The 22,337-nt window shown below is 45.9% G+C and carries 17 protein-coding genes, 3 tRNA genes and 1 other RNA gene; 4 read left to right on the plus strand and 17 right to left on the minus strand.

The annotated features are described in order from the left end of the window. Window positions 1–4 precede the first annotated feature (4 nt). The 3 genes from ABCM67_RS02540 to ABCM67_RS02550 are packed head-to-tail and all read right to left on the minus strand — an operon-like array spanning window position 5 to window position 3,772. Window positions 5–1,321 (minus strand): ATP-binding protein, encoded by a 1,317-nt coding sequence (locus ABCM67_RS02540; RefSeq protein ID WP_044960616.1) that lies wholly within the window; start codon window positions 1,319–1,321, stop codon window positions 5–7. A gap of 25 nt (window positions 1,322–1,346) precedes the next feature. Next, window positions 1,347–2,477, minus strand: a complete 1,131-nt coding sequence (pheA, locus tag ABCM67_RS02545) for a prephenate dehydratase (RefSeq protein ID WP_021650329.1) — start codon at window positions 2,475–2,477, stop codon at window positions 1,347–1,349. Then, window positions 2,474–3,772, minus strand: a complete 1,299-nt coding sequence (locus tag ABCM67_RS02550; RefSeq protein ID WP_173775699.1) for a folylpolyglutamate synthase/dihydrofolate synthase family protein — start codon at window positions 3,770–3,772, stop codon at window positions 2,474–2,476. Before ABCM67_RS02550 ends, pheA begins: the two co-directional genes overlap by 4 nt. Window positions 3,773–4,025: 253 nt before the next feature. Here ABCM67_RS02550 and ABCM67_RS02555 point away from each other — a divergent pair, with 253 nt between their 5' ends. The 4 genes from ABCM67_RS02555 to ABCM67_RS02570 all read left to right on the plus strand — a co-directional run bounded on the left by ABCM67_RS02555 (window position 4,026) and on the right by ABCM67_RS02570 (window position 7,291). After that, window positions 4,026–4,427: a hypothetical protein gene (locus tag ABCM67_RS02555; protein ID WP_022426606.1), complete on the plus strand. Its 402-nt coding sequence runs from the start codon at window positions 4,026–4,028 to the stop codon at window positions 4,425–4,427. A 69-nt stretch (window positions 4,428–4,496) separates the two neighbouring features. Next, window positions 4,497–5,420 (plus strand): aspartate carbamoyltransferase, encoded by a 924-nt coding sequence (gene pyrB / locus ABCM67_RS02560; protein WP_022426605.1) that lies wholly within the window; start codon window positions 4,497–4,499, stop codon window positions 5,418–5,420. Further along, window positions 5,414–5,851, plus strand: coding sequence for an aspartate carbamoyltransferase regulatory subunit (locus ABCM67_RS02565; RefSeq protein ID WP_015525765.1), 438 nt, complete (start codon window positions 5,414–5,416; stop codon window positions 5,849–5,851). The genes pyrB and ABCM67_RS02565 overlap by 7 nt, the downstream gene beginning before the upstream one ends. A 555-nt stretch (window positions 5,852–6,406) precedes the next feature. After that, window positions 6,407–7,291, plus strand: coding sequence for a hypothetical protein (locus ABCM67_RS02570; protein WP_059085225.1), 885 nt, complete (start codon window positions 6,407–6,409; stop codon window positions 7,289–7,291). 89 nt (window positions 7,292–7,380) lie between these two features. Here ABCM67_RS02570 and rnpB read toward each other — a convergent pair. The 14 genes from rnpB to ABCM67_RS02640 form a co-directional block, all read right to left on the minus strand. After that, window positions 7,381–7,731, minus strand: an RNA gene (gene rnpB, locus ABCM67_RS02575) — RNase P RNA component class A. A gap of 68 nt (window positions 7,732–7,799) precedes the next feature. Beyond that, entirely contained in the window at window positions 7,800–9,173 is a 1,374-nt protein-coding gene (locus tag ABCM67_RS02580) for a sodium-dependent transporter (RefSeq protein ID WP_092069463.1), read from the minus strand. A 678-nt stretch (window positions 9,174–9,851) separates the two neighbouring features. Continuing rightward, window positions 9,852–10,886, minus strand: a complete 1,035-nt coding sequence (selD, locus tag ABCM67_RS02585) for a selenide, water dikinase SelD (protein ID WP_330389301.1) — start codon at window positions 10,884–10,886, stop codon at window positions 9,852–9,854. Window positions 10,887–11,101: 215 nt separating this feature from the next. Beyond that, complete coding sequence (locus ABCM67_RS02590; protein ID WP_175442942.1) at window positions 11,102–12,769, minus strand: nucleoside kinase; 1,668 nt, start codon at window positions 12,767–12,769, stop codon at window positions 11,102–11,104. 148 nt (window positions 12,770–12,917) lie between these two features. Continuing rightward, a complete protein-coding gene (locus ABCM67_RS02595; protein WP_092069324.1) occupies window positions 12,918–13,700 on the minus strand; it encodes a Nif3-like dinuclear metal center hexameric protein in 783 nt (260 codons plus the stop codon). Then, on the minus strand, window positions 13,687–14,415 hold the full coding sequence (locus ABCM67_RS02600) for a class I SAM-dependent methyltransferase (protein ID WP_330389300.1): 729 nt from the start codon (window positions 14,413–14,415) through the stop codon (window positions 13,687–13,689). Before ABCM67_RS02600 ends, ABCM67_RS02595 begins: the two co-directional genes overlap by 14 nt. Further along, complete coding sequence (gene rpoD, locus ABCM67_RS02605) at window positions 14,408–15,535, minus strand: RNA polymerase sigma factor RpoD (RefSeq protein ID WP_021651146.1); 1,128 nt, start codon at window positions 15,533–15,535, stop codon at window positions 14,408–14,410. Before rpoD ends, ABCM67_RS02600 begins: the two co-directional genes overlap by 8 nt. A 39-nt stretch (window positions 15,536–15,574) precedes the next feature. Beyond that, window positions 15,575–17,368, minus strand: a complete 1,794-nt coding sequence (dnaG, locus tag ABCM67_RS02610) for a DNA primase (RefSeq protein WP_110102026.1) — start codon at window positions 17,366–17,368, stop codon at window positions 15,575–15,577. A gap of 19 nt (window positions 17,369–17,387) precedes the next feature. Then, window positions 17,388–18,398 (minus strand): deoxyguanosinetriphosphate triphosphohydrolase, encoded by a 1,011-nt coding sequence (locus ABCM67_RS02615; protein WP_015525757.1) that lies wholly within the window; start codon window positions 18,396–18,398, stop codon window positions 17,388–17,390. Between the two features lie 289 nt (window positions 18,399–18,687). Then, window positions 18,688–18,772: transfer RNA gene (locus ABCM67_RS02620), tRNA-Leu, on the minus strand. A 27-nt stretch (window positions 18,773–18,799) separates the two neighbouring features. Continuing rightward, window positions 18,800–18,884 (minus strand) — tRNA-Leu (locus ABCM67_RS02625). A gap of 119 nt (window positions 18,885–19,003) precedes the next feature. After that, window positions 19,004–21,247: a leucine-rich repeat domain-containing protein gene (locus ABCM67_RS02630; protein WP_278654718.1), complete on the minus strand. Its 2,244-nt coding sequence runs from the start codon at window positions 21,245–21,247 to the stop codon at window positions 19,004–19,006. Window positions 21,248–21,385: 138 nt separating this feature from the next. Further along, window positions 21,386–21,470: transfer RNA gene (locus ABCM67_RS02635), tRNA-Leu, on the minus strand. 272 nt (window positions 21,471–21,742) lie between these two features. Next, a complete protein-coding gene (locus ABCM67_RS02640) occupies window positions 21,743–22,069 on the minus strand; it encodes a cupin domain-containing protein (protein ID WP_015525755.1) in 327 nt (108 codons plus the stop codon). Window positions 22,070–22,337 lie beyond the last annotated feature (268 nt).

Below are 22,337 nucleotides of genomic sequence, written 5' to 3' on the forward strand. Positions count from 1 at the left end.
TAAACTATTTCTTTTTTTCTTCCTCTGTTCCCACAATGTAATCAATAAACTGCTGCGCTGCACGTCCGGTCAGTCCGCCGTGAGAGATCTCCCACTGGTTGGCTTTCAGAAGCAGTTCCTCCTCCGGCATGGTAACTCCATAACGGGCTGCCAGTGTACGGACGATCTCCTGGAACTGTTTTTTGTCCGGTTTGCCAAAGTAGATACGGACACCAAAGCGATATACCAGGGAAAGCTTCTCCTGCACGGTGTCGGAGGAATGCAGATCATTGTCATCTGCGATCTCCAGCTTGTCTGTGGCACGCTCACGGACAAGATTACGCCGGTTACTTGTGGCATAGATCAGGACATTGTCCGGTTTTTTCTCAAGACCGCCCTCGATCACGGCTTTCAGGTATTTATATTCAATCTCAAATTCCTCAAAGGAAAGATCATCCATATAAATGATAAAACGATAGTTACGGTTTTTGATCTGGGCGATGACTTCATTAAGATCCTGGAACTGATGCTTATAGGCCTCAATGATACGAAGTCCCTGATCATAATACTGGTTCAGGATTCCCTTGATACTGGAAGATTTACCGGTTCCCGCATCACCAAAGAGCAGGCAGTTGTTCGCCTTTCTCCCCTGTACAAATGCCTCTGTATTATCAATGAGCTTTTTCTTGGCGATCTCATATCCTACCAGATCATCGATCTTCACATGTGCGATCCTTGTGATAGGCTGGATCTCCACCTTTCCCTCCTCATCGTGGCCGATACGGAATGCCTTATGGAGACCAAGCTTGCCAACACCGAAATCTTTATAGAAGGATACCATATCATCCATAAATTCTTCGGTTGTGGTGGCTGCTGCTAGGGTTTTGCTCATCTGACAGATACGGTCACGGATCCTGGTATTAAAGAGCTTGCTGTTCTCATCCGGTGTCTGGTAATCACAGATCACCCTGCAGCATACAGTTCCGAACACTTTATCAAAGACCGTGATGTCAAAATCATACAATTCCTTGAAAATCTGGAAATCATTTTTTGCCAGGTCGTTAATGCTGCCCTTGATCGCTCCTCGTATCTCGCTTGCCATACTGAAAGCGTTCTCATGATTTACCAGAAGGAAGGTAAGATATGTATGCCAGATATTTCCGGAAAAACCGTACATTCCTGCCAGCTCCACCAGCCCGTTGACACTTTTGAAAAACTGGTCTTCTCTTGCCTTGAGTGCTTCTTCATCTGCTTCATAAAGATTAATAAGTTCTGTCATATCGTCCAGTATCTCACCGTTTGAAAATCCACGGTAAAGGATACATTCCTGAATTCTTGCCAACATAATAATTTAGCTCCTCTGTCTCTTAATAATTTCCAAGAACACGGAGAACATTCGCCTCCGCCTCGATTCCTCTTAACGCATTCTCCACAGCGCTTTCGCCAAGTTTCCCTGTGAAATCCACGAAAAAACGGTATTCCCAGGATTTTCCCGGAATCGGACGGGATTCAATTTTGGTCATGTTCAGTCCGTTGTAGATAATATGTGAAAGCATGTTGTAAAGAGTTCCGCTTTCATGAGGCAGCTCAAAACAGATGCTGATCTTCCCGGCCTTTTCCTCGTATTCCGGTTTCCTGCTTACAATAATAAAACGTGTAGAGTTTGCTTTTTCTCTGCAGATATTTTCTGCAAGGACCTTCAGACCGAATACCTCACCAGCCTCACGGCTTGCGATAGCTGCCACGCCTTTGTCCCCCACCTCACTGACCTTTTTGGCCGCGCCTGCGGTGTTTTCCACTTCCTTCTTTTTCCAGGAAGGGTTTTCCTCCAGAAATGCCTTGCACTGGGCAAGCCCCTGAGGATGAGAGCAGACTTCCCTGATATCCCCTATCTGTGCATCCGGCATGCCCAGAAGCACATGATCCACACGGATGATCTGCTCGCCTACGATATACAGCTTGTACTCCATAAGAAGGTCATAGATATCAGCCACGATACCTGCAGTAGAATTCTCAATAGGAAGTACCGCATAATCGGCCTTGCCATGGGTTACATCCTCCATAGCTGTCCTCCATGTTTTTACATGGTAGCTTTCGATATTTTTCCCAAAGTACTGCCGCATAGCCGCATAGCTGTAGGCACCCTCTACACCCTGGAACACAACCGTTGCGTTTTCAAGGGGAACATGCTTCACAGTTGTGAAATTGCGCTCTCCGTAAATCCCATGCTCTGTCAACAGCTGGTACTGTCTCTTACGGCTGATGGCCATGATCTGACGAAAAAGCTCCTGCACGCCGAGGCTGTTAAAGTCCCCGTGGGCCTTGTTTTTCAGCGTATGGATCTTCTGGCTCTCACGTGCCGGATCCAGTACCTGCTTACCGGTTTTTATTTTATATTCAGCGACTTCCTCACTCACCTTCATTCGTTTTTCAAAGAGACGTACGATCTCACTGTCGATCTCATCGATCTCGTCTCTGTATCTTTCCAAATCCGTCATTGGTTTCCTCCGTTATGTTTCCTGATAATTTCTGTAAGATCCCCCAGGAACGCCAGGGAACCAAAAGCAATGATCACATCCTCTTTTCCTGCCAGCTGATAGGCCTCTGCTACTGCGGCTTCGATGTTGTCAAAGGGCCTTACATCAGAATGAAATTCCCGCACCGCATCTGCCAGCTCCTGCGGGGTCAGAGCCCTGGGGTTATCCGGTGCCGCAATCGTCAGGATGGTATCTGCGTATTTTTCTGTTTTCCGGATGACCTTGCGGTAATCCTTGTCACGGAACATTCCCATGATGTAGATGATCCTTTTTCCCTTAAAATACCGTCCAATGGATGCAGCCAGCATGTCTGCCGCTGCAGGGTTATGAGCTCCATCAACCACAAAATCCGGTTCTGTCCCGAGAAGTGCAAATCTTCCCGGCCAGGTGGTACGTTTCAATCCATCCTGTCTCTGGACCAGTGTTGTGGGATATCCCTGTTCATTCAGGATTTCCAGTGCTCGGAGCGCTGCCACCGCATTTTCCTTCTGATAGGCACCTGCCAAGGATATTGTATATTTTTCTCCTTTATAAAGAAAGGTCTGGCCAGTTATGGATGCTTCCAGTACCTCTGCGCTGTCCTGGTCTGCCGCCTCGTATGGCACATTCTGTTCTGCGCATATTCTTCGTATGACCGCCTCTGCCTCCGGCTGCTGCTTTACAGTTACCATATGACTGTTCGGTTTAATGATGCCGGCCTTTTTTTCTGCTATCTCGCCCAGGGTATTTCCAAGAAATGCCGTATGATCCATACTGATGGATACCAGAATGGAAAGAACTGTAGTACTTATAATGTTGGTGGCATCCAGATCACCGCCCATACCAACTTCCATTAATACCAGATCGCATTTCTCATCCCGAAAATAAAGAAATGCGGCTGCAGTTTCAATTTCAAATACTGACGGATGCGGTTTTCCCTCTTTTACGATCTCATCGATCACCTCCGCGATCCTTGTCACATATGCTGCAAATTTCTCTCTGCTGACAGGTTCTCCGTTAACCTCCATCCTCTCTCTGTAGGAATAGACCGCCGGGGAAATATATCTTCCGACCCGGTAACCTGCACCTGATAAAGCGGAATACAGATATGCGATCACAGAACCCTTTCCGTTAGTTCCCGCTACATGAACATACTTCAGTTCATCCTGGGGATCTCCAAGCCGCCTCATCAGTTCTCTCATATTTTCCAGTCCCAGAACAATTCCCTTTTTCAATTCCGCAGCTCTGATGTAGGCACGACTTTCTTCATAATTCATCGTCTGTTTTCTCCTTCCGCATGTGTTAATGATCCATTACTGCTTTTTCACTTTGCAGTAATAATTTTGTTCATTATAACCCACGTGTATATTTTTTTCAAGGCAGGGAAGGCTATTAAAGACGCTTTTCCACGTTAAATATATTTAAAGTCCAGGCGGATATTCGCAGCCCCGCAGGGGACTTTCTTAATTCAGTTAAACTGACATTTTTCCGGAAAGCGCAGGATTTCTGCTGATGAAAAGGAGCTTTAAAATGCAAAAGAAGGATTTTTTTCTGTGCGGTTTTACAGGCTGGTGTCTGGAGATCTTATGGACAGGACTGCACTCTCTTGTCACCGGACATTTTACTATGATGGGCAAAACCTCTCTTCTGATGTTCCCTGTTTACGGACTTGCAGCACTGATCCGTCCGGCTTACTACAAGCTTGCCCGCTTTCCGGTTATGGTACGGGGGATCATTTACAGCTGCGGGATTTTTTTCGTGGAATTTTTAAGCGGATCTTTTTTTCAGAAGCTTCACATCTGTCCCTGGGATTATTCTCATGTTCCGCTTCAGTATAAAGGAGTGATCCGGCTGGACTATGCTCCTCTGTGGTTTTTTACCGGTCTCTTTTTCGAATGGCTTCTTCGACAAAATCCTCGGAAAGTCTCTTGAAAATCTCACAGTTATATTATATGATAATTGGAAGGAATCTTATTTCCAGTAAATAATTGGAGGTACAACATGAGACATTTAATGAGTCCATTGGATTTCTCGGTTGAAGAGCTTGATAAGCTTCTGAATCTCGCCGACGACATCGGGAAAAATCCAAAAAAGTATGCGCATACCTGTGATGATAAAAGGCTTGCGACATTGTTTTACGAACCAAGTACACGTACACGTTTAAGCTTCGAAGCAGCCATGATGAATCTTGGAGGAAAGGTTCTCGGTTTTTCTTCTGCTGATTCCAGCTCCGCATCCAAAGGCGAAAGCGTTGCCGATACTATTCGCGTTGTTTCCTGTTATGCAGATATCTGTGCTATGCGTCATCCGAAAGAGGGTGCTCCGCTTGTAGCTTCTATGTCATCCAACATTCCGGTGATCAATGCCGGTGATGGCGGCCACCAGCATCCTACCCAGACATTAACCGATCTTTTAACTATCCGTTCCCTGAAGGGCAGACTTGACAATATTACCATCGGCCTCTGCGGTGACCTGAAATTCGGCCGTACCGTTCACTCTCTGATCGAGGCTCTGGTCCGTTATGAAAATGTGAAATTTGTTCTGATCTCTCCGGAGGAGCTTCGTATTCCAAGCTATATCCGTGAGGATGTTCTGAAACGCAACAATGTCGAGTTTGTCGAGGAGGAACGTCTGGAGGATGCACTTCCGGATCTGGATATCCTGTACATGACCCGTGTTCAGAAGGAACGTTTCTTCAACGAAGAGGATTATGTCCGCATGAAAGATTTCTATGTTCTGGACAAACAGAAAATGGAGCTTGCACCGAAGGATATGTATGTCCTCCACCCACTCCCACGTGTTAACGAGATTTCTGTTGAAGTGGATTCTGATCCACGTGCCGCTTATTTCAAACAGGTCCAGTATGGTGTGTATGTCCGTATGGCCCTGATTCTTACATTACTGGAGGTGGAACTGCCATGTTAAACGTAGGTGCTCTTCGTGAGGGTTATGTTCTGGATCATATCAAAGCCGGCAAGGCAATGACGATCTATCATGACCTGAAGCTGGATAAGCTGGACTGTACGGTTGCTATCATCAAAAATGCCCGCAGCCAGAAAATGGGAAAAAAGGATATCATCAAGGTTGAATGCCCCATCGAGGATCTGGATCTGGATATCCTTGGTTTTATCGATCATAATATTACCGTAAATATCATCAAGGACGAAAAGATCGTTGCAAAGAAAGAGCTGAAGCTGCCGAAGCAGGTTGTGAACGTGATCAAATGCAAGAATCCTCGCTGCATTACTTCCATCGAGCAGGGACTGGATCAGATTTTTGTTCTTGCAGATGAAGAGAATGAGGTTTACCGGTGTAAGTATTGCGAGGAGAAATATAGAGGTAAACGGAATAAATAGAGTTCATATGAGCATGATTAACAAACGGACGCGTCCGGTCCCCGCTTCGATATTTGGCTGTTTCGGAGCCTAGTAATACTAAGCCTGCGAAAGACTGCTAAAAACATTTTCCAAAATCATGAACTCGCTCCTGACGTCGCTCAGACAGCATGATTTTGAAAAATAACGCAGTCTCCCGCAGACCAAGTATTACTACGGCTCCTGTAAAGGCCTGAATATCGACGCGGGGACCGGGCGCTGTGTTTTCATAGATTTTGAAATGGTGGGTTTCTGCTCATTGCTCCTCTGTTTTTTTATTGTTGACTTTTTGTGTTAGATATTTTATTCTTTTAGAAACAGATTTGCATTTCCGGAAAGGATTGTCTGTATTACATTTTTTAGTTTTTCTATTTCTATTCTTATTATAATCTACCGATTCTGGTATTTTTTCATTTTATCAAGTTTACATACACATAGCTGTTGCGCAAAGGAAAATGTATTGTCTGTTTTTATTTTTTCTGTTATATTGTAATCAGACAATTTCTTTCTGATTTCCTTTTGCAGGAAGGATTTTTTATGACACAGAAAGAAATGATTACAAATGATAAAATCGGTTCTGCAACTGTATTTCAGCATGAAGATACGGTTCTAAAGACTGCCGCTCAATTCTTTGCCGAGGAGCTGATTCCTTATCTTGGCATTGATGGAAAGGTTGTATCTTCTGCTCCTACAGAGTCCATTGTTCTTAATCTTAAGAAATTCTATGAAGATATCAATCTCATCATGGAAGATGGTACGTGGAAACACTTTGAATTTCAGAGTAAGAATGAAGGGATTCCCGGTTTGAAGCGTTTTCGATCCTATGAAGCTGTGACCAGTTATCAGTATGGCGTTTCTATCACCACATACGTTCTTTATTCGGGAAATATCCGAAATCCGGTCACTTCATTTACTGAAGGAATAAATACTTATCGTATTATTCCGATCATAATGAAGAATCACAATGCAGATAGGCTGATTGAAACGCTGAAAGAGAAATTTTCCTCTGAAGACATTCTTACAAAGGCTGATCTCGTTCCGTTAACACTTATCCCTCTGATGGATGGTCAACTTTCTCAAAAGGAACGATTCATTCAGGCATTCTCTCTGACCGAAAATACAAAAGATATTCCATCGGAAGATCTGCAAAAAATTGAGGCAATGCTCTACACTATGGCAGATAAGTTTCTTGAAAATGATGATTTTGAACATGTAAAGGAGTGTATTCGTATGACACGTTTGGGTCAGATGCTGTTTAATGATGGTTTTAATGATGGTTTCAACAATGGTTCCCAGAAAAAGCAGCTTGAAATTGCCCGAAATCTGATAGGAAAACTCAGTGATACTTCTATCGCTGAAACTACCGGTTTGTCTTTGGATGTGATTTTGGAGCTGAAAAAAGAAAAAACTATGAAACTATAAAAAGCTGTCATTCTTTATCAAAAAAGCAACTGGTATTTCACAGATCAGATCTGCAAAATACAGTTGCTTTTATTATGTGCTTATTATCATACACAGTCAGACCGATAAGCCGGGTTATGTCGTTGGGTGATCATCTATCTAGGCCTTCCGTTGCCAGAAGGCTCCAGCGACCTACCTGAAAGCACGACGGGCCGCCGTATGGCTTTCTTCTCGGTCTTGCTTCGAATGGAGTTTACATGTGCCCGCTCTGTTACCACAGCGGCGGTAGTCTCTTACACTGCCTTTCCACCCTTACCCCGCAAAACGGGGCGGTTTATTTCTGTTGCACTGGTCTGGGAGTTACCTCCACCGGACGTTATCCGGCATCCTGCCCTGTGAAGCCCGGACTTTCCTCGTCTGGACCCTTTCGTCTGTCCAGCCGCGATCACCTGGCCTGGCTGCGCACCTGCTATTTTAACACAGGTGTATAGACTTGTAAAGTTGGAATTTTCTTGGTCTCCTATGTCTTTTACATGGAAATCCATCCAAATGCATTTGCCACAGAACTGAAAAGAATGATCGCCGCAAAGATTGGGCAAAGATACTGGATCATAAAATTAAAGATTCTTTTTCTGCGGAAAGTACCACCTTCCTGCAGTACTTCCTCTTCAATCTTCTTTGTACCAACTACTCTGGATATCAGAAGACAGGTAGCAATCGCTGCGATCGGCATCATGACAGAGTTCGTCAGGAAATCAAAGAAATCAAGGAACTGCATTCCAATGATCTTAACACACGCCAGAGGACCATAGCCAAGAGAAGAAAGACTTCCGAGAACAACCATGATAATTCCGACAAATACTGTTGCCTTCTTGCGTCCCCATTTCAGTTCATCCTGAAAAGTAGATACTGCACTCTCAGTCAATGCAATAGAACTGGTCAAGGCTGCACAGAGAACCAGTACAAAAAACAGGATTCCAACCAGAGTTCCAAATCCCATGCTTGCGAATACCTTCGGAATCGTAATAAACATCAGTGCCGGTCCCGCCTGTAACGTATCCGGATCTCCACCGGAGAATGCAAACACAGCCGGAATGATCATCAGACCTGCCATCATTGCGATCGCTGTGTCAAAAATTTCTACATTTTGTGTAGACCCTTCAATAGATACATCCTTTTTCATATAAGAACCAAAAGTTACCAGAATACCCATTGCGATCGACAGAGAATAAAACATCTGTCCCATTGCCGCAACCACTGTCATCCAGGAGAAGTTTTTGATATTTGGTATCAGAAAATATTTCACACCTTCCAGTGCTCCTGGCCTCGTTACCGAATAAATGACAATGACCACAGACAAGAATACCAGTATCGGCATCATTAATTTGGAAACTCGTTCCACGCCATTCTGCACACCTGCATAAATGATCACCAGCGTAAGCAGTGTAAAAAACAGGAAACAGGTTTCTGTAGAAAATCCATCCGCTATAAAAGCAGAAAAATATCCGTCTTCAGCAAGAGTCTGACTGCCTCCCTTTACATACTCCACCAAGTATTTAATTACCCAGCCACCGATCACGGAATAATACGGCACGATCAGAACCGGTATGATCGCATTGATCCAACCGCCCAAAGACAGCCACTTTGATTTACCAAAAGTTCCAAACGCACCTACCGGACTTTTCTTTGTCATACGTCCCAGAGCTGTCTCTGCCACGATCATAGAATATCCAAAGGTCAATGCCAAAATGATATAGATCAGTAAAAAAATTCCACCGCCGTACTTTGCCGCCAGATAAGGGAATCTCCATATATTCCCAAGCCCTACCGAAGCACCAGCTGCAGACAGTACAAATCCAATCTTCCCGGAAAATGTACTCCTCTCATGTTTATGTTTCTCCATAATTCTTCCTTTCCCGTCACATATTTGTTTTTCATATTCTTTATGTCTTCTCAATTTCCGCTCATATGATAATACCATGCTTTTATCCCTCAGGCAAACAATATATTAAAAAAATGCAGAGCCTATATTTCCTGAATTACTGTTCACTCCATTCTCAATAACACGCTTCGCGATGCTCAGAATTTATGCTAATCACATAAATTCGCACAGTATGGCTCGGGTTTTCTGTGACCTTCGCTCACAAAAAACACCTCGCGGAATATTACCAGTGAGCAGTAACTTTCCTTCTCTGCATCTCACAACCATACTCTCCGCACATTTTATGTTTTTCCTACCAGTTGGATGCACCAGCCTGGGGGAGAGGATATCGGTTTGGGCTGCTGCGGAGGAGGGGTGATAACTACTTGGGCTGCGGGAGTCGGCGTTATTGCGGCAGGGTCAGCTGTCTGAGCCAACGGCGAGTTCTGGCCCTGCCACAATGCTTTTAGCCGACTCACGGAGTCCTAGTAGTATCCCCCGACGGAGTCCCTGCCCGGACCGATATCCTCTCCCCCAGGCGTCCGTCGTCCGCCATCCACCATCCGTCATTCTGCTACCACCACTTTCCCCAGCAGTATCCCCCTACGCAACCATCCACTCTGACGTTATCGTCCAAACATTTGTTCGTAAATTAATTTCCTACCGGAGCACCAACGTCCACTCCTGCCGATCCACAACCTCACCGATCACCCCAGCCTGCAGACCAGCCGCATCCAGCCGCTTCATGATCTCCGGCACATCCCTCTCCGGAACCGCCGCCAGCAATCCCCCAGAAGTCTGCGGATCAAACACCAGATCCTCCCGCCAGAGTACCGCCGAACTCTTCACTCCGGTTTTCTCAGCAAACTCCCGGTTCCTGTAAGCCCCACCCGGAATCAATCCCATAGAAGCAAACTCCTTCACATCCGGAAGCACCGGCAGCTTCTCCGTATCGATCACAACCGTCCGGTCACTGGCCACAGCCATCTCCGTAGCATGTCCCCCAAGACCAAACCCCGTCACATCCGTACAGGCATGAACCTCAAACTTTTTTAAAACCTCACAGGCATCCCGGTTCAGTTTCTTCATGGAAGCCAAAACCGCCTTACGTGCACCTTCCGTCACCAGATCCGCCTTGATCGCCGTATTCACGATCCCCGCACCCAGCGCCTTCGTCAGGATCAGCTTATCCCCGGTCTGCGCTCCAAAATTCTTCCAGAACTTCCTCGGATCTACAAAACCCGTCACACTGAGCCCATACTTTGGTGTATCATCCTGGATCGTATGGCCACCGGCAAGAACCGCACCAGCCTCCATCACCTTATCTGCACCACCACGCAGGATCTCCCCGAGGATCTCCACATCCATATCCTTCGGAAACGCCACAATATTCAAAGCTGTCTTCGGAGTTCCACCCATGGCATATACATCACTCAATGCATTTGCCGCCGCGATCTGCCCGAAATCATAAGGATCATCTGCCACCGGAGTAAAAAAATCCAGTGTCTGGATCAGTGCCAGATCTTCGGAAACCTTATAAACGGCAGCATCATCCGAAGTGTCTGTTCCAACCAGAAGATCCGGATCAGAGAACTTTGGCAGCCCTCCAAGAACTCCCGCCAGAGTCCCCGGTCCTACCTTAGCTGCACAGCCACAGTTTGGAGCCAGTTTTGTCAGTTGTACTTTTTCTTTCATGATCATTTTCCCTTTCCTTTAAGCCCTGTAAATCCCGTTATCCATCCGCAGCACCACAGAAAACTTTAACTTTTCCGATTCACACTCAAAAGGCTCCACACACCACAGATCCTATGCACAGAGAAATCCTAATCTTCTCATCTTTGCGCCAACCGATATCTGCACTGCATAGAGCCTTATATCTACACATAGCTTTTTTTATTCATACAATTAATTTATACATTAAAACAACTACCGCCAATAAACTCCCTCAGAAGCGAATTAAACGGAACACCCTCACTGGGCACCGACACAAAATAATCCAGGAACTTCAAAAGCCGCTTCGCCTCCTGATACTCCGGTTCACTCTTGTCAATTCCAAAAAGCAGCGGTTCCGCATAAACCTTCAGGCAGGCAAGCTCATACACAAGAGCAGAATTAAACATCACATCTGCTTCCTCCTGGAACGGAAAAATATTCTGCTCCTCGCCTCTCCGTACAGAAGGCCACCTTGCAATGGTATCCTTTGCGGAAGTTCCACGTGTACGTGCATCACGGACAATCCGGCGGATCAGCCTTCCATCCGTTGTGGGGATCCGGTTATGCTCATCAATGTTCAGCTGTGTCAACGCACTGATATAGATCTTAAACTTACTCTCTTTTGGAAGGGCATAACTCAGCTTGTCATTAAGCCCGTGAATGCCTTCGATGACCAGGATATCATCTTTTCCAAGCTGAAGCTGGTCTCCCCGGTATTCCCTGCATCCGGTCTTGAAATTAAATGTAGGAAGATCCACGGTTTTTCCCGAAAGGAGATTCAGCATATCTTCATTAAACTGCTGCGTGTCAATGGCTTCCAGACACTCATAATTCTTTTCTCCGAATTCATCCAGCGGCGTATGTTCACGATCCACAAAATAGTTATCCACAGCAATGGGATGCGGCTTCAGACCATGAGCAGAAAGCTGAATAGATAATCTGTGAGAAAAACTGGTCTTTCCGGAAGAAGACGGACCTGCGATCATTACGAACTTTACATTGCCCCTTCTCCGGATCTCCTCGGCAATCGAAGAAATCTTGGCCTCATGGAGTGCCTCCTGAATCAGCATCAGGCTCTGCACACCTTCTCTTGTGATCCGGTCATTGAGATCTCCTACAGTGGCAACATCCAGCTTATCGCCCCACTCTTCCGATTCCTTCTGCACATGGAAGATCTTAGCCTGGGGTTCAAAAGGCTCCAGCACATCCGGGTTCTTCTGCCTCGGAAGGATCAGCACAAAGCCTTCATCATAAAGCTGCAGATCAAAATACTTCACATAGCCGGTATCTGGTGCCATAAATCCGTAAAAATAATCCTCGAAATTTTCCAGGCTGTAAATATTCACTCTGGAAACCCGTCGATAACGGAACAGCTTTTCTTTATCATACATATGATGCCTGTGGAACATGGAAACAGCATCATCCGTGCTGACACTGCGTTTGCAAATCGGAAGCTTCCGTTCTACCAGTTCCCGCATCCGCACTTTTACCCGGTCAAGAAGCTCCTGATCCAGGGTAGCACTGCCTTTCATGGTAAAATAAAGAGCATTTCCAATAGAATAATGGATCACAACATGATCCACATTCTCTTTTCCAGCTACATCAAAAATTGCCTTCAAAAGAATAAAGATCGCACTTCTCCGATAGGTTTTTCGACCGGCACTGTCCTTTGCGGTTATAAATCCCAGTGTACAGTCATGCTGAAGCTTCTTGTGAAGCTCACGGAGCTTTCCGTTCTCAGTCACAAGGATCACCGGATACTCTGTTTTGCCCTCATAATCCCTTATGATCTCAGAATACGGTGTCATTTTGGGGTATTCCCTTGTTTCTCCGTTTATGGTCACTTTAATCATTGTCTGTTCCATAACGATCCCCTCCACAGGCTTATATATTTATACAGCTGCCCGATTTTTCGGACAGCCATGTGTTTCACAATTCATTTTTCCGAAACGGATAATCGTATTCCGTCCCACTACATATTCATGAATACAAACACTTTTTTGCAATCCGCTTTTACAAAACAATATATGGATTTTTCACACTGGCGCAGGTTGTCTTAAGCGCAGGGAATGCCGCATTCAGCTCCTTCTCCATAGCTTCCGCAAAAATATACTCCGTACCGTAATGTCCGGCATCTACAATCGCCAGACCATCTGCCATAGTATCAATGGCAGTATGATAATCAATATCTCCGGTCACATATACATCCGCACCGGCGGCCATTACATCACCGATCATACTCTTTCCGCTTCCTGTACAGATCGCCACAGTCTCGATCTTCCGATCCAGATCACCGTAAACCCGCACATCCGGAAGATGATTGCATTCTTTTACATATTTTCCAAACTCACCAAGAGTCATAACATGGGGAAGCTTTCCCACTCTTCCGAACCCCTCCGGCTGCTCCCCGGATCCATCGGTAACTGTAAGCACCCTTGTATCCTGAAGCTTCAGATGCTCTGCACTTAAATCTGCCATTCCGATCACATCATAATTGGTATGCATGGCAAAATACGGGATATCCTCCTTTATCAGACGGAGGATCTTTCTTCCGGTAAAGGTATGATTGTTGATCTTTTTGATCCCGGAAAAGATCATTGGGTGATGGGTAAGGATCATATCCGCACCAGCAGCCACCGCCTCATCCAACACCGGTTCCGTAAGATCCAGCGCAAGAAATACATGGGAAATCTCTTTCTGGTCATCTCCCACCAGCAGTCCCACATTATCCCAGTCCTCCGCAAATTTTTGCGGATGGTGCTCATTCAGCCATTCGATCAGTTCATATGCTTTCATATCGTTTCAGAGCTGTATGGATCAGCTCCATTTCCTCCTTTACTTCTTCCAGACGAGTTTTTGCGGAAACAGACTCTGCCCCGGAAAGACCGGCAAGTAGTTTCTTACGGATCATTTCCTCCCGTAGAAGATACTCTTTAAGGACCGGGTGACATTTTTTCAGAAGGAGAGGTCCAAACCAGGCCTCTTCCTCTGTGTAAACAGTCTTTTCTCCCGAATTGTTACGTACCGCTTTCATCATAGGATAAAATTTTCCGTCTTCTTTTATCATTTCTTCCCTTACGATCTCCCAGCCGATCTCAGAAAGAAAATGCCGGAAATGAGGAAGGTCCGACTGAGGCTGCAGGATCAGTTCCTGAAACCCCTCCCGGACCTTCGCTCCATCCTTTAATATCCTTTCCATCAGAGGACCACCCATTCCCGCGATCACCAGGGTATCACCTTCTCCCGGCTCAAGCTTCGCAAGCCCGTCGCTCAAACGGGTCTCTATGTAATCTTCAAGGCCATAACGGGTAATATTCTCCCTGGCTCTTGAAAGCGGTCCCGGACGTACATCCATGGCAATGGCTGACGGAACTGTTTTTTCACTGACAAGCCAGATCGACAGATAGCCATGGTCACATCCTACGTCTGCCAGCCGGTTTCCTTTTGTTACCATACCGGCAATGGCACGAAGACGCATGGAAAGCTGTACGGATATATTTTTATCAGTCAAGATAATCCTTCAGCTTGCGGCTGCGGCTGGGATGACGCAGCTTGCGCAGAGCTTTTGCCTCGATCTGACGGATACGCTCTCTTGTGACATTGAACTCTTTACCAACTTCCTCCAGAGTTCTGGCACGTCCGTCGTCCAGTCCGAAACGGAGGCGGAGAACCTTCTGTTCACGGTCAGTAAGCGTACTTAAGACTTCTACCAGCTGCTCCTTCAGAAGTGTAAATGCAGCTGCATCTGCAGGTACCGGAACATTATCATCCTGGATGAAATCGCCAAGATGACTGTCTTCCTCCTCACCGATAGGAGTTTCCAGAGATACCGGCTCCTGGGAGATCTTAAGGATCTCACGTACACGGTCTACCGGCATGTCCATCTCCTCAGCGATTTCCTCCGGCGTAGGTTCACGTCCAAGCTCCTGGAGCAGCTGACGGGAAACACGGATCAGCTTGTTGATAGTCTCAACCATATGCACAGGGATACGGATGGTACGTGCCTGATCTGCAATGGCTCTTGTGATAGCCTGACGGATCCACCAGGTTGCATAGGTACTGAACTTGTAGCCTTTTCTGTAATCAAATTTTTCAACAGCTTTGATAAGGCCAAGATTTCCCTCCTGGATCAGGTCGAGGAACAGCATTCCACGTCCAACATAACGCTTTGCAATGCTGACAACAAGACGGAGATTGGCCTCTGCCAGACGTTTCTTGGCAGCTTCATCCCCCTTTTCCATTCTCTTGGCAAGCTCGATCTCCTCATCTGCACTTAACAGACTGACTTTACCGATCTCTTTCAGGTACATACGGACCGGATCCTCGATGCTGACACCTTCCGGTACAGAGAGGTCGATCTTATCAAGCTCTACCTCTTCTTCATCTTCCATCCCATCCATATCCATATCGTTATCAAGGAGGAGTTCGTCACCGCTGTTTTCTGTGATACGGAGAACGTCCACACCGCTGGCCTCCAGGAAGTCAAAAACCTTCTCCATCTGATCCACTTCCAGTGGAGAGTCCTTGAAAAAGTCGCTGATCTCCTGATATTCCAGCACATTCTTTTTCTTTTTTGCAAGTTCAAGAAGCTCTACAAGTTTCTCGCTGAATTTTGCCATATTCATTTCCATAGGTGCTCTATACCTCCATATAGTGTTTATATTTTATCCTTAATTGAAAGAAATATGCAGCTGCTGCCTCTTTCTTCCAAGGTCTTCCAGTTCTTTTTTTGCTTTTATCAGTTCCTGAAGCCCGGCCATGTCTGACGGGTCCCAGGTACGGTTTTTTTCTTTGAGGCTTTCTTCCTTGATCCGCAGCAGCGCATCGGAAAAAGCCCTCTGCTGTTCTCCTTCGTTTTCCAGATGGATGGTAGCGTTAAAAAGAGATGCCACCTCCCGCTGCTCCTCACTGTCTGTAAAGGCATTGAGAAGCTTCCCCGGATTGGTCTCTCCCTCCTTATGCTGTTCAAACAGCATCTGGGCTACCTCTTTATACAGCGGTACCACAAAATCGGAAGGGGAAATGTATTTTTCCACCTGTTCAAAAATACCCGGATAATTTACAAGCCAGGTCAGCATCAGCTTCTGTGCTTTGTCTGCGGCGGATTCCTTTTTCTTTGTTTCCGGAGTCCCGGACTTTGGCTGGATCCGTTTCTCTGCAGGCGTTCCCTTCAGAGCCAGCGTGTTGACCCTTTTCCGGATATCCTCCGTGCCCACTCCATAGCGACCGTATTCCTTTACGATGGCTTCTATATAAAGATTCCTCTCCAGTTCATCGGAAAGCTCCAGAAGCATCCCGGCACACCGCTCAAAAAACTGATTCTGTCCCTGGGGTGCATCCATGGCAAATTCCTGTTCCGCAATATGTACACGAAACATAAAGCTGTCCATGGCCCGGTTCAGACGTTCCTCAAAGGCCTCCGCTCCTTCATTCTTGATGAACTCGTCCGGATCCTTCCAGGGCTTCAGGCTTACTACCCTGGACGTGACTCCCGCCTCCCGCAGGATCGGGATTGCACGAAGTGCCGCCCGGATCCCTGCACCGTCACTGTCATAAAGAAGCAGGACTTCCTTGGTGTAACGTTTCACAAGACTTGCATGTCCAGAGGTCAGTGCAGTTCCAAGCGACGCCACTGCATTGGTAAAGCCTGCCTGATGCATGGCGATCACATCCATATATCCCTCACAGAGGATCAGATAATTCTTCCTGGTGGTCCTGGCCACATTCAGCCCGTAAAGATTCCGGCTCTTATCAAAGATCTTCGTCTCCGGTGAATTCAGGTACTTGGGCTTGCCATCTCCCATGACACGACCTCCGAAACCAATGACCCGGTTGTTTACATCCATGATCGGGAAGATCACACGGTTCCAGAACTTATCATACATGCCTCGCCGCTCATCTACATTGAACAGGCCGGATTCCCGGAGAAGTTCATCACTGTAGCCCTTACCCTTAAGATATTTGTACAGATCATCACTATACTTATCCGAATATCCAAGACCGAATTTACGGATGGTTTCCTCGGAAAGACCTCTTCCTGTCAGATATCCGTAAGCCGTCTTTCCGCCTTCTCTCCGGAGCTGATAATAAAAGTACTGTGCTGCCAGCTTGTTGATCTCCAGAAGATTTGCTCTCTGTTCTGCTTTTTCTCTGGCTTCTCTGGAATACTCGATCTTCGGAAGCTCTACCCCTGCCCGGTCAGCCAGATGTGACAGCGCCTCACCAAACGAGTAATTCTCATATTCCATGATAAAATTGTATACGTTTCCTCCTGCCCCGCAGCCAAAGCAGTAATACATCTGCTTGGATGGTGTTACGGAAAAGGAAGGGGTTTTCTCATTATGGAAGGGACACAGCCCAAAATAGGAACTCCCCCTCCGTGTCAGTTTCACATACTGGGATATCACGTCTACAATGTCATTTTTCATTCGGACTTCTTCTATGATGTCATCTGAATAACGCATGCTTATCCCTCTTTTCCATTTAATAGACCTCCCAGGCTCTCGGTATATAGATCTCCCTGAATTTCTCCATGGAATACTGATCCGTCATTCCCGAAATATAATCACATACTGCCTGTTCCTTAGGTACTCCCCGGTATTCCACCAATTCCCTGTATTCCCGGGACATTGCCTCCGGATGGTCAGTATAATATCCGTACAGTTCACTCAGCATCTGGATCACTTTATCCTCTTCCTTCCTGGCAACCGGATTCTCATAGACATTCCGGAACATCAGCGCCCGAAGCTCCATCATCGCCTCAAAAACATCCGGCGACATGGAGATGCTGTCTTTCCCCATACTGTTCTCTATAATATTATGTACGAAAGTATTCAGCCGTTCTCTCGTGGTATAGCCCAGAAAAGTTCTCATTGTGACAGGAATATCATCTTCTGTGATGATCCCTGCCCGCTGGGCATCGTCCATATCATGGTGGATATAGGCGATCTTGTCAGAAAAACGTACCACCTGTCCTTCCAGTGTGAAAGGATTTCCGCTGGTGCGGTGATTCATGATCCCATTTCGGACTTCCCAGGTAAGGTTCAGCCCGTTTCCGTTCTTCTCCAGTACTTCCACAACCCGGACGCTCTGCCTATAGTGTGCAAAGCCACCCGGATGTACCTGATCCAGTGCTCTCTCTCCTGCATGTCCAAAAGGCGTATGCCCCAGATCATGTCCCAAAGCGATTGCTTCCACCAGATCTTCATTTAGGCGAAGTGCCTTGGCAATAGTCCGGGCGATCTGCGATACCTCCAGTGTATGTGTCAGCCTGGTACGGTAATGATCTCCCTGTGGTGCCAGAAACACCTGTGTCTTATCCTTCATACGGCGAAAAGCCTTACAGTGAAGGATCCTGTCTCTGTCTCTCTGATACGTTGTCCGCACATCGCATTCCTCTTCCGGGTGCTCCCGGCCTCTGGTATCTGCGCTGTGAGAAGCATAAGGGCTCAAAAGCTCCCGTTCTCTCTGTTCCATGCTCTCTCTGATGTTCATAAGCATTTCCTCCACAGTCTGACAAACAGCGGCGACAAAATACCCTCTGTTAATTATATTCTACACAAAACCACAAATTCCTCTTTTCTGAAAAAATAATTCAAAAAATATTGGAGTTACGGTCTGATCAGCCCTTAAGATGTCCAAAATTATCCTATTGTATATGAAACGAATACAAATATATCACGCAGATCTTCCCATTTCAGCTTCTCACCAGTGCAGGCATGCAATAATTTACTTTCATATAGCCAAAAACAGAGCTGCAATTCACAGCTCTGTTTTAAAGTCATGCGGAAGATGGGACTTGAACCCACACAAGCGCAATGCTTACAAGATCCTTAGTCTTGCTCGTCTGCCAGTTCCGACACTTCCGCATATCGCATTTCATTGGAAATTTCCAATGCGGAAGATGGGACTTGAACCCACACGAGCGCAATGCTCACAAGATCCTTAGTCTTGCTCGTCTGCCAGTTCCGACACTTCCGCATGACCGCATTTCCTTGGGATTTTTTATTTTCTCCCTCGCGACAAGTGATAGTATAGCAAAGTGGATCTTGTATGTCAACACCTTTTTTCAAAAGTTTTCTATTTTTTCGGTTTTTCTGTTATTTTGTCACGATTATCTTTGGTCCGGCACCCTTTGCACGGAGGAGTTTTTTGTATGCACTTACCCTGGAAGCCGGTACTTTAAATCTGCAGTTGGAACGGATCCCCTTAAATGCATTGGCTCCTGTCTTCGCTGTCGTAAGCTTTGTGCTGAAGATCGTTACATTGGAGAGTTTACTGCAGCCGCAGAAGGCTTTCGCACCTACTGTCATTATATTCGCTCCGATTTTCACTGTTGTCAGCTTCTTCGCTCCGGACATTGCAGAGGTGCCAATGGCTGTTACACGAAAGCTCTTTCCACCAATCTTTACTGTCGTCGGGATCGTAAGTGTCTTTCTTGCTGCCTTATCCGTAGCTCCGGTAAAGACTACGGTTCCCTTGCCGGATGTGTCTGCATTGGATATCTTATATTTCAGCCTGCTGACTGTATAGACTGCGTTTTTCTGAACCGTGATCCGGAATTTTTTTGTAACAGAACCGTTATATTTTCCTTTTCCTTTGATCGTAACGGATGCAGTTCCGATGTTTTTATTATTCTTCCAGGTAAGGGTGTAATCCCTTCCGTTTACAAGCTTCTTACCGCCGTAGGTTATGGTGAGTGCCTGGGTCAGCGGCTTTCCGGTAAAGGCCCCGGTCTTAAGTGCGGATATCTTTGTTTTGCTGATATTGGTAACCGCTGCAGTCTGTCCACCAATGGAAACAAATTTCACATCTTTAAAAAATACATGATATAAATTTTCACATTGATGCATTCTCTTTACATATCGTTCCGCTGCCGAGCCTGTATAACCTTCTACTGTAAAACCACCGGGAATAACTTCCTCTGCACCATTTCCCCTGTTATAACGTATTCCTAATGCCAGTCCACCAATATCTGTAACTGATTTCGGAATACGGATCTTTTTCAGCTTAAGGCAATCATGAAACGCCCCATCTTCGATCTTCGTCAGTCCCTCATGTAAGGTCACACTGGTCAGCCCGGTATTGCAAAATGTATCAGGCCCGATCTGCGTCAGACCGGCAGGTATGTCAATCTTATCCAATGATGTACAATTTCTGAATGCATCTGTCCCTAATTTATTTAACTGAGCCGGAAGCTGGATCTGTGTCAGATTTTCGCAGTTAAAAAATGCACCCTCACCCAGCTCTTTTAATTGAGGCGGAAGCTGTACCTGCTTCAGATTTTTGCAGTTACAAAATGCCCCTCCTCCTATCAGCGTCAGTTTTTCCGGAAGCTGGATATTTCTGAGTCCGGTCTCGAAAAATGCATTCCTTTCTATTTCTGTTACGGAATCCGGTAACACAATAGAACTCAGCGCACTGCAGCCCCAAAATGCTCCGTCACTGATTTTTTCCAATACTGTATTCTCAAATATCACACCCTCCAGACTGCTGCAATCTCGAAAGGCATCCTCTCCAATAGACCTCACTCCATTTTTTAATGTAACCTTTTTCAGCCCGGTACATTTTCCAAACATATCTCTCGGCACATCCACTGCACCGGATATCACCACACTCTCTATATTTGGCACATCGTAAAAGCATTGCTCCGGCATATTCATGCCTGCATTTCCATGGATTTCCAGTTCCTTAATATATTTTTTCAGATTCCACATGCCCCATCTATCAAAGCCTGTGATCCCATTCCCGATTACAAGCTTATTTACTCTAGAAAAATCGATGCCTGCCTTCTCCAAAGCACTTTCAGATATCTCATTTTTTGTCAACTCCATGTTATTTCCCGTAATGGTCAGTGTTCCATTCCCGTCCAGTACCCACGTAAATTTTCCATCAGAGTATTCTGCGGATGCCTGCACTGCATCCTTCGTTCCATCATCAAAAGCTGCGTTTTCTTCTGCCTGTTCGCATTCCTCCAACGCTTCCTCTTCATCCATTGCCGCTTCCGGAGCCTCCAGTTCTTCCTCTTCCGCAGTACCCTCTGGCGCTTCTTCACCAGGCTCCATTACGCCGGTTTCCGCATTCTCCTGTACGTTGTTCCCGGTATCTGTATCTGTGGTTTCCTGCTCCTCTATGGCAGCTGATCCATCTGTGATCTCTGTTTCCGTCTCTGCAGTATCTTCCGGATCTGAGGATGCAGTATCTCCACTTTCTTCTGCCAAAAATGCTGCTTCCTCACCCTCTGGTTCCATTTCTGCCGCCACTGTCAGCTCTGCCGGAGTCAGCGCCAGGCTTGCCGCTATAAGTACGGCCATGAGCTTTTTTCCTGCACTTTTTCTTCTCATATGACTATGCTCCTTCCATTTTCTTCTATCATAACATATAAACACGATATATTCTATCCGGATTCCTTTTTTACAGATATTTTTAGGTAACAAAAAAACCTGCATCCGTTTCCAGATGCAGGTTTCCTAAATAAAAAATGCGGAAGATGGGACTTGAACCCACACGAGCGCAATGCTCACAAGATCCTTAGTCTTGCTCGTCTGCCAGTTCCGACACTTCCGCATATCGCATTTCTTCGGGATTCTTTATCTTCTCCCTCGCGACAAGTGATAGTATAGCAAAGTGCTTTTTGTATGTCAACAGTTTTTTTCTAAAAAAATCCAAAAATATTTTTTGTTTATACAATTAATACATTTCGTTTAATAACAATCTGAGACAGAGAATCTTTCATCCCAGAATTTATACTCCGACACAGGTTACGCCTCAGTCGTAAAAAGAGCAGCCTCTTCAAAAAGGCTGCCCTTCTGTCTCACTTCTGTTTTCTTCTATATGGATCAGTCAAAAATGATCAGTGCCATGAACACAAGATCTGTGTCGCCTGTATTGGTAAGACCGTGTCCTTTTCCATCTGGTGTGATGGTGATGTCGCCGGCCTTTACCGGGCGTTTCACGCCGTTATCGTCGTACTCGCCTTCACCGCTTAAGATATAATAGGTTTCTGTCTCGCCATGATGCTCATGGTATCCCAGAGAACATCCTTTTTCGATGGTAACCTGTGCGTAAAGTCCGCATTTCCCTTTCAGCTCGTCTCCCTCAAGAATGTCTTTGATGATCACATGGCCTTTACCGCCGCACATATTTTCTACTCTTCTGATACCCATGATAAAATCCCCTTTCGTGATTGCGTAAATTTGTGAAATTTTATGAACACAGGCTTTCTGCGGCCTGTGCCTCACTTCCTGTACAATTATAAATGATATGATAAATTTTCGCAATCCTTATTGTTATTTTCACAAATTAACTTACAGGCAAATTTTTCCCACTGCTTATTGCTTTTCGCAACCCTGCCGGGAGCTTCTATTCGCAATTGAAGCAGGATACTTCTTTGATCTGGTTAAAAAACGAAGCAGCTCTTTTCCAAAGACCTGC

This window comes from Blautia sp. 2227st1_G12_2227SCRN_220401, assembly GCF_039062885.1.
GTDB classification, from domain to species: domain Bacteria; phylum Bacillota; class Clostridia; order Lachnospirales; family Lachnospiraceae; genus Blautia_A; species Blautia_A fusiformis.

Coding starts and splice junctions, on each gene's coding strand:
- ABCM67_RS02590 (WP_175442942.1), bottom strand. CDS start 12,769: ATGGAACAGACAATGATTAAAGTGACCATAAACGGAGAAACAAGGGAA.
- ABCM67_RS02615 (WP_015525757.1), bottom strand. CDS start 18,398: ATGAACATCAGAGAGAGCATGGAACAGAGAGAACGGGAGCTTTTGAGC.
- ABCM67_RS02640 (WP_015525755.1), bottom strand. CDS start 22,069: ATGGGTATCAGAAGAGTAGAAAATATGTGCGGCGGTAAAGGCCATGTG.
- rpoD (WP_021651146.1), bottom strand. CDS start 15,535: ATGGAAATGAATATGGCAAAATTCAGCGAGAAACTTGTAGAGCTTCTT.
- ABCM67_RS02570 (WP_059085225.1), top strand. CDS start 6,407: ATGACACAGAAAGAAATGATTACAAATGATAAAATCGGTTCTGCAACT.
- ABCM67_RS02555 (WP_022426606.1), top strand. CDS start 4,026: ATGCAAAAGAAGGATTTTTTTCTGTGCGGTTTTACAGGCTGGTGTCTG.
- ABCM67_RS02630 (WP_278654718.1), bottom strand. CDS start 21,247: ATGAGAAGAAAAAGTGCAGGAAAAAAGCTCATGGCCGTACTTATAGCG.
- pheA (WP_021650329.1), bottom strand. CDS start 2,477: ATGACGGATTTGGAAAGATACAGAGACGAGATCGATGAGATCGACAGT.
- selD (WP_330389301.1), bottom strand. CDS start 10,886: ATGAAAGAAAAAGTACAACTGACAAAACTGGCTCCAAACTGTGGCTGT.
- dnaG (WP_110102026.1), bottom strand. CDS start 17,368: ATGCGTTATTCAGATGACATCATAGAAGAAGTCCGAATGAAAAATGAC.
- ABCM67_RS02595 (WP_092069324.1), bottom strand. CDS start 13,700: ATGAAAGCATATGAACTGATCGAATGGCTGAATGAGCACCATCCGCAA.
- ABCM67_RS02550 (WP_173775699.1), bottom strand. CDS start 3,772: ATGAATTATGAAGAAAGTCGTGCCTACATCAGAGCTGCGGAATTGAAA.
- pyrB (WP_022426605.1), top strand. CDS start 4,497: ATGAGACATTTAATGAGTCCATTGGATTTCTCGGTTGAAGAGCTTGAT.
- ABCM67_RS02565 (WP_015525765.1), top strand. CDS start 5,414: ATGTTAAACGTAGGTGCTCTTCGTGAGGGTTATGTTCTGGATCATATC.
- ABCM67_RS02580 (WP_092069463.1), bottom strand. CDS start 9,173: ATGGAGAAACATAAACATGAGAGGAGTACATTTTCCGGGAAGATTGGA.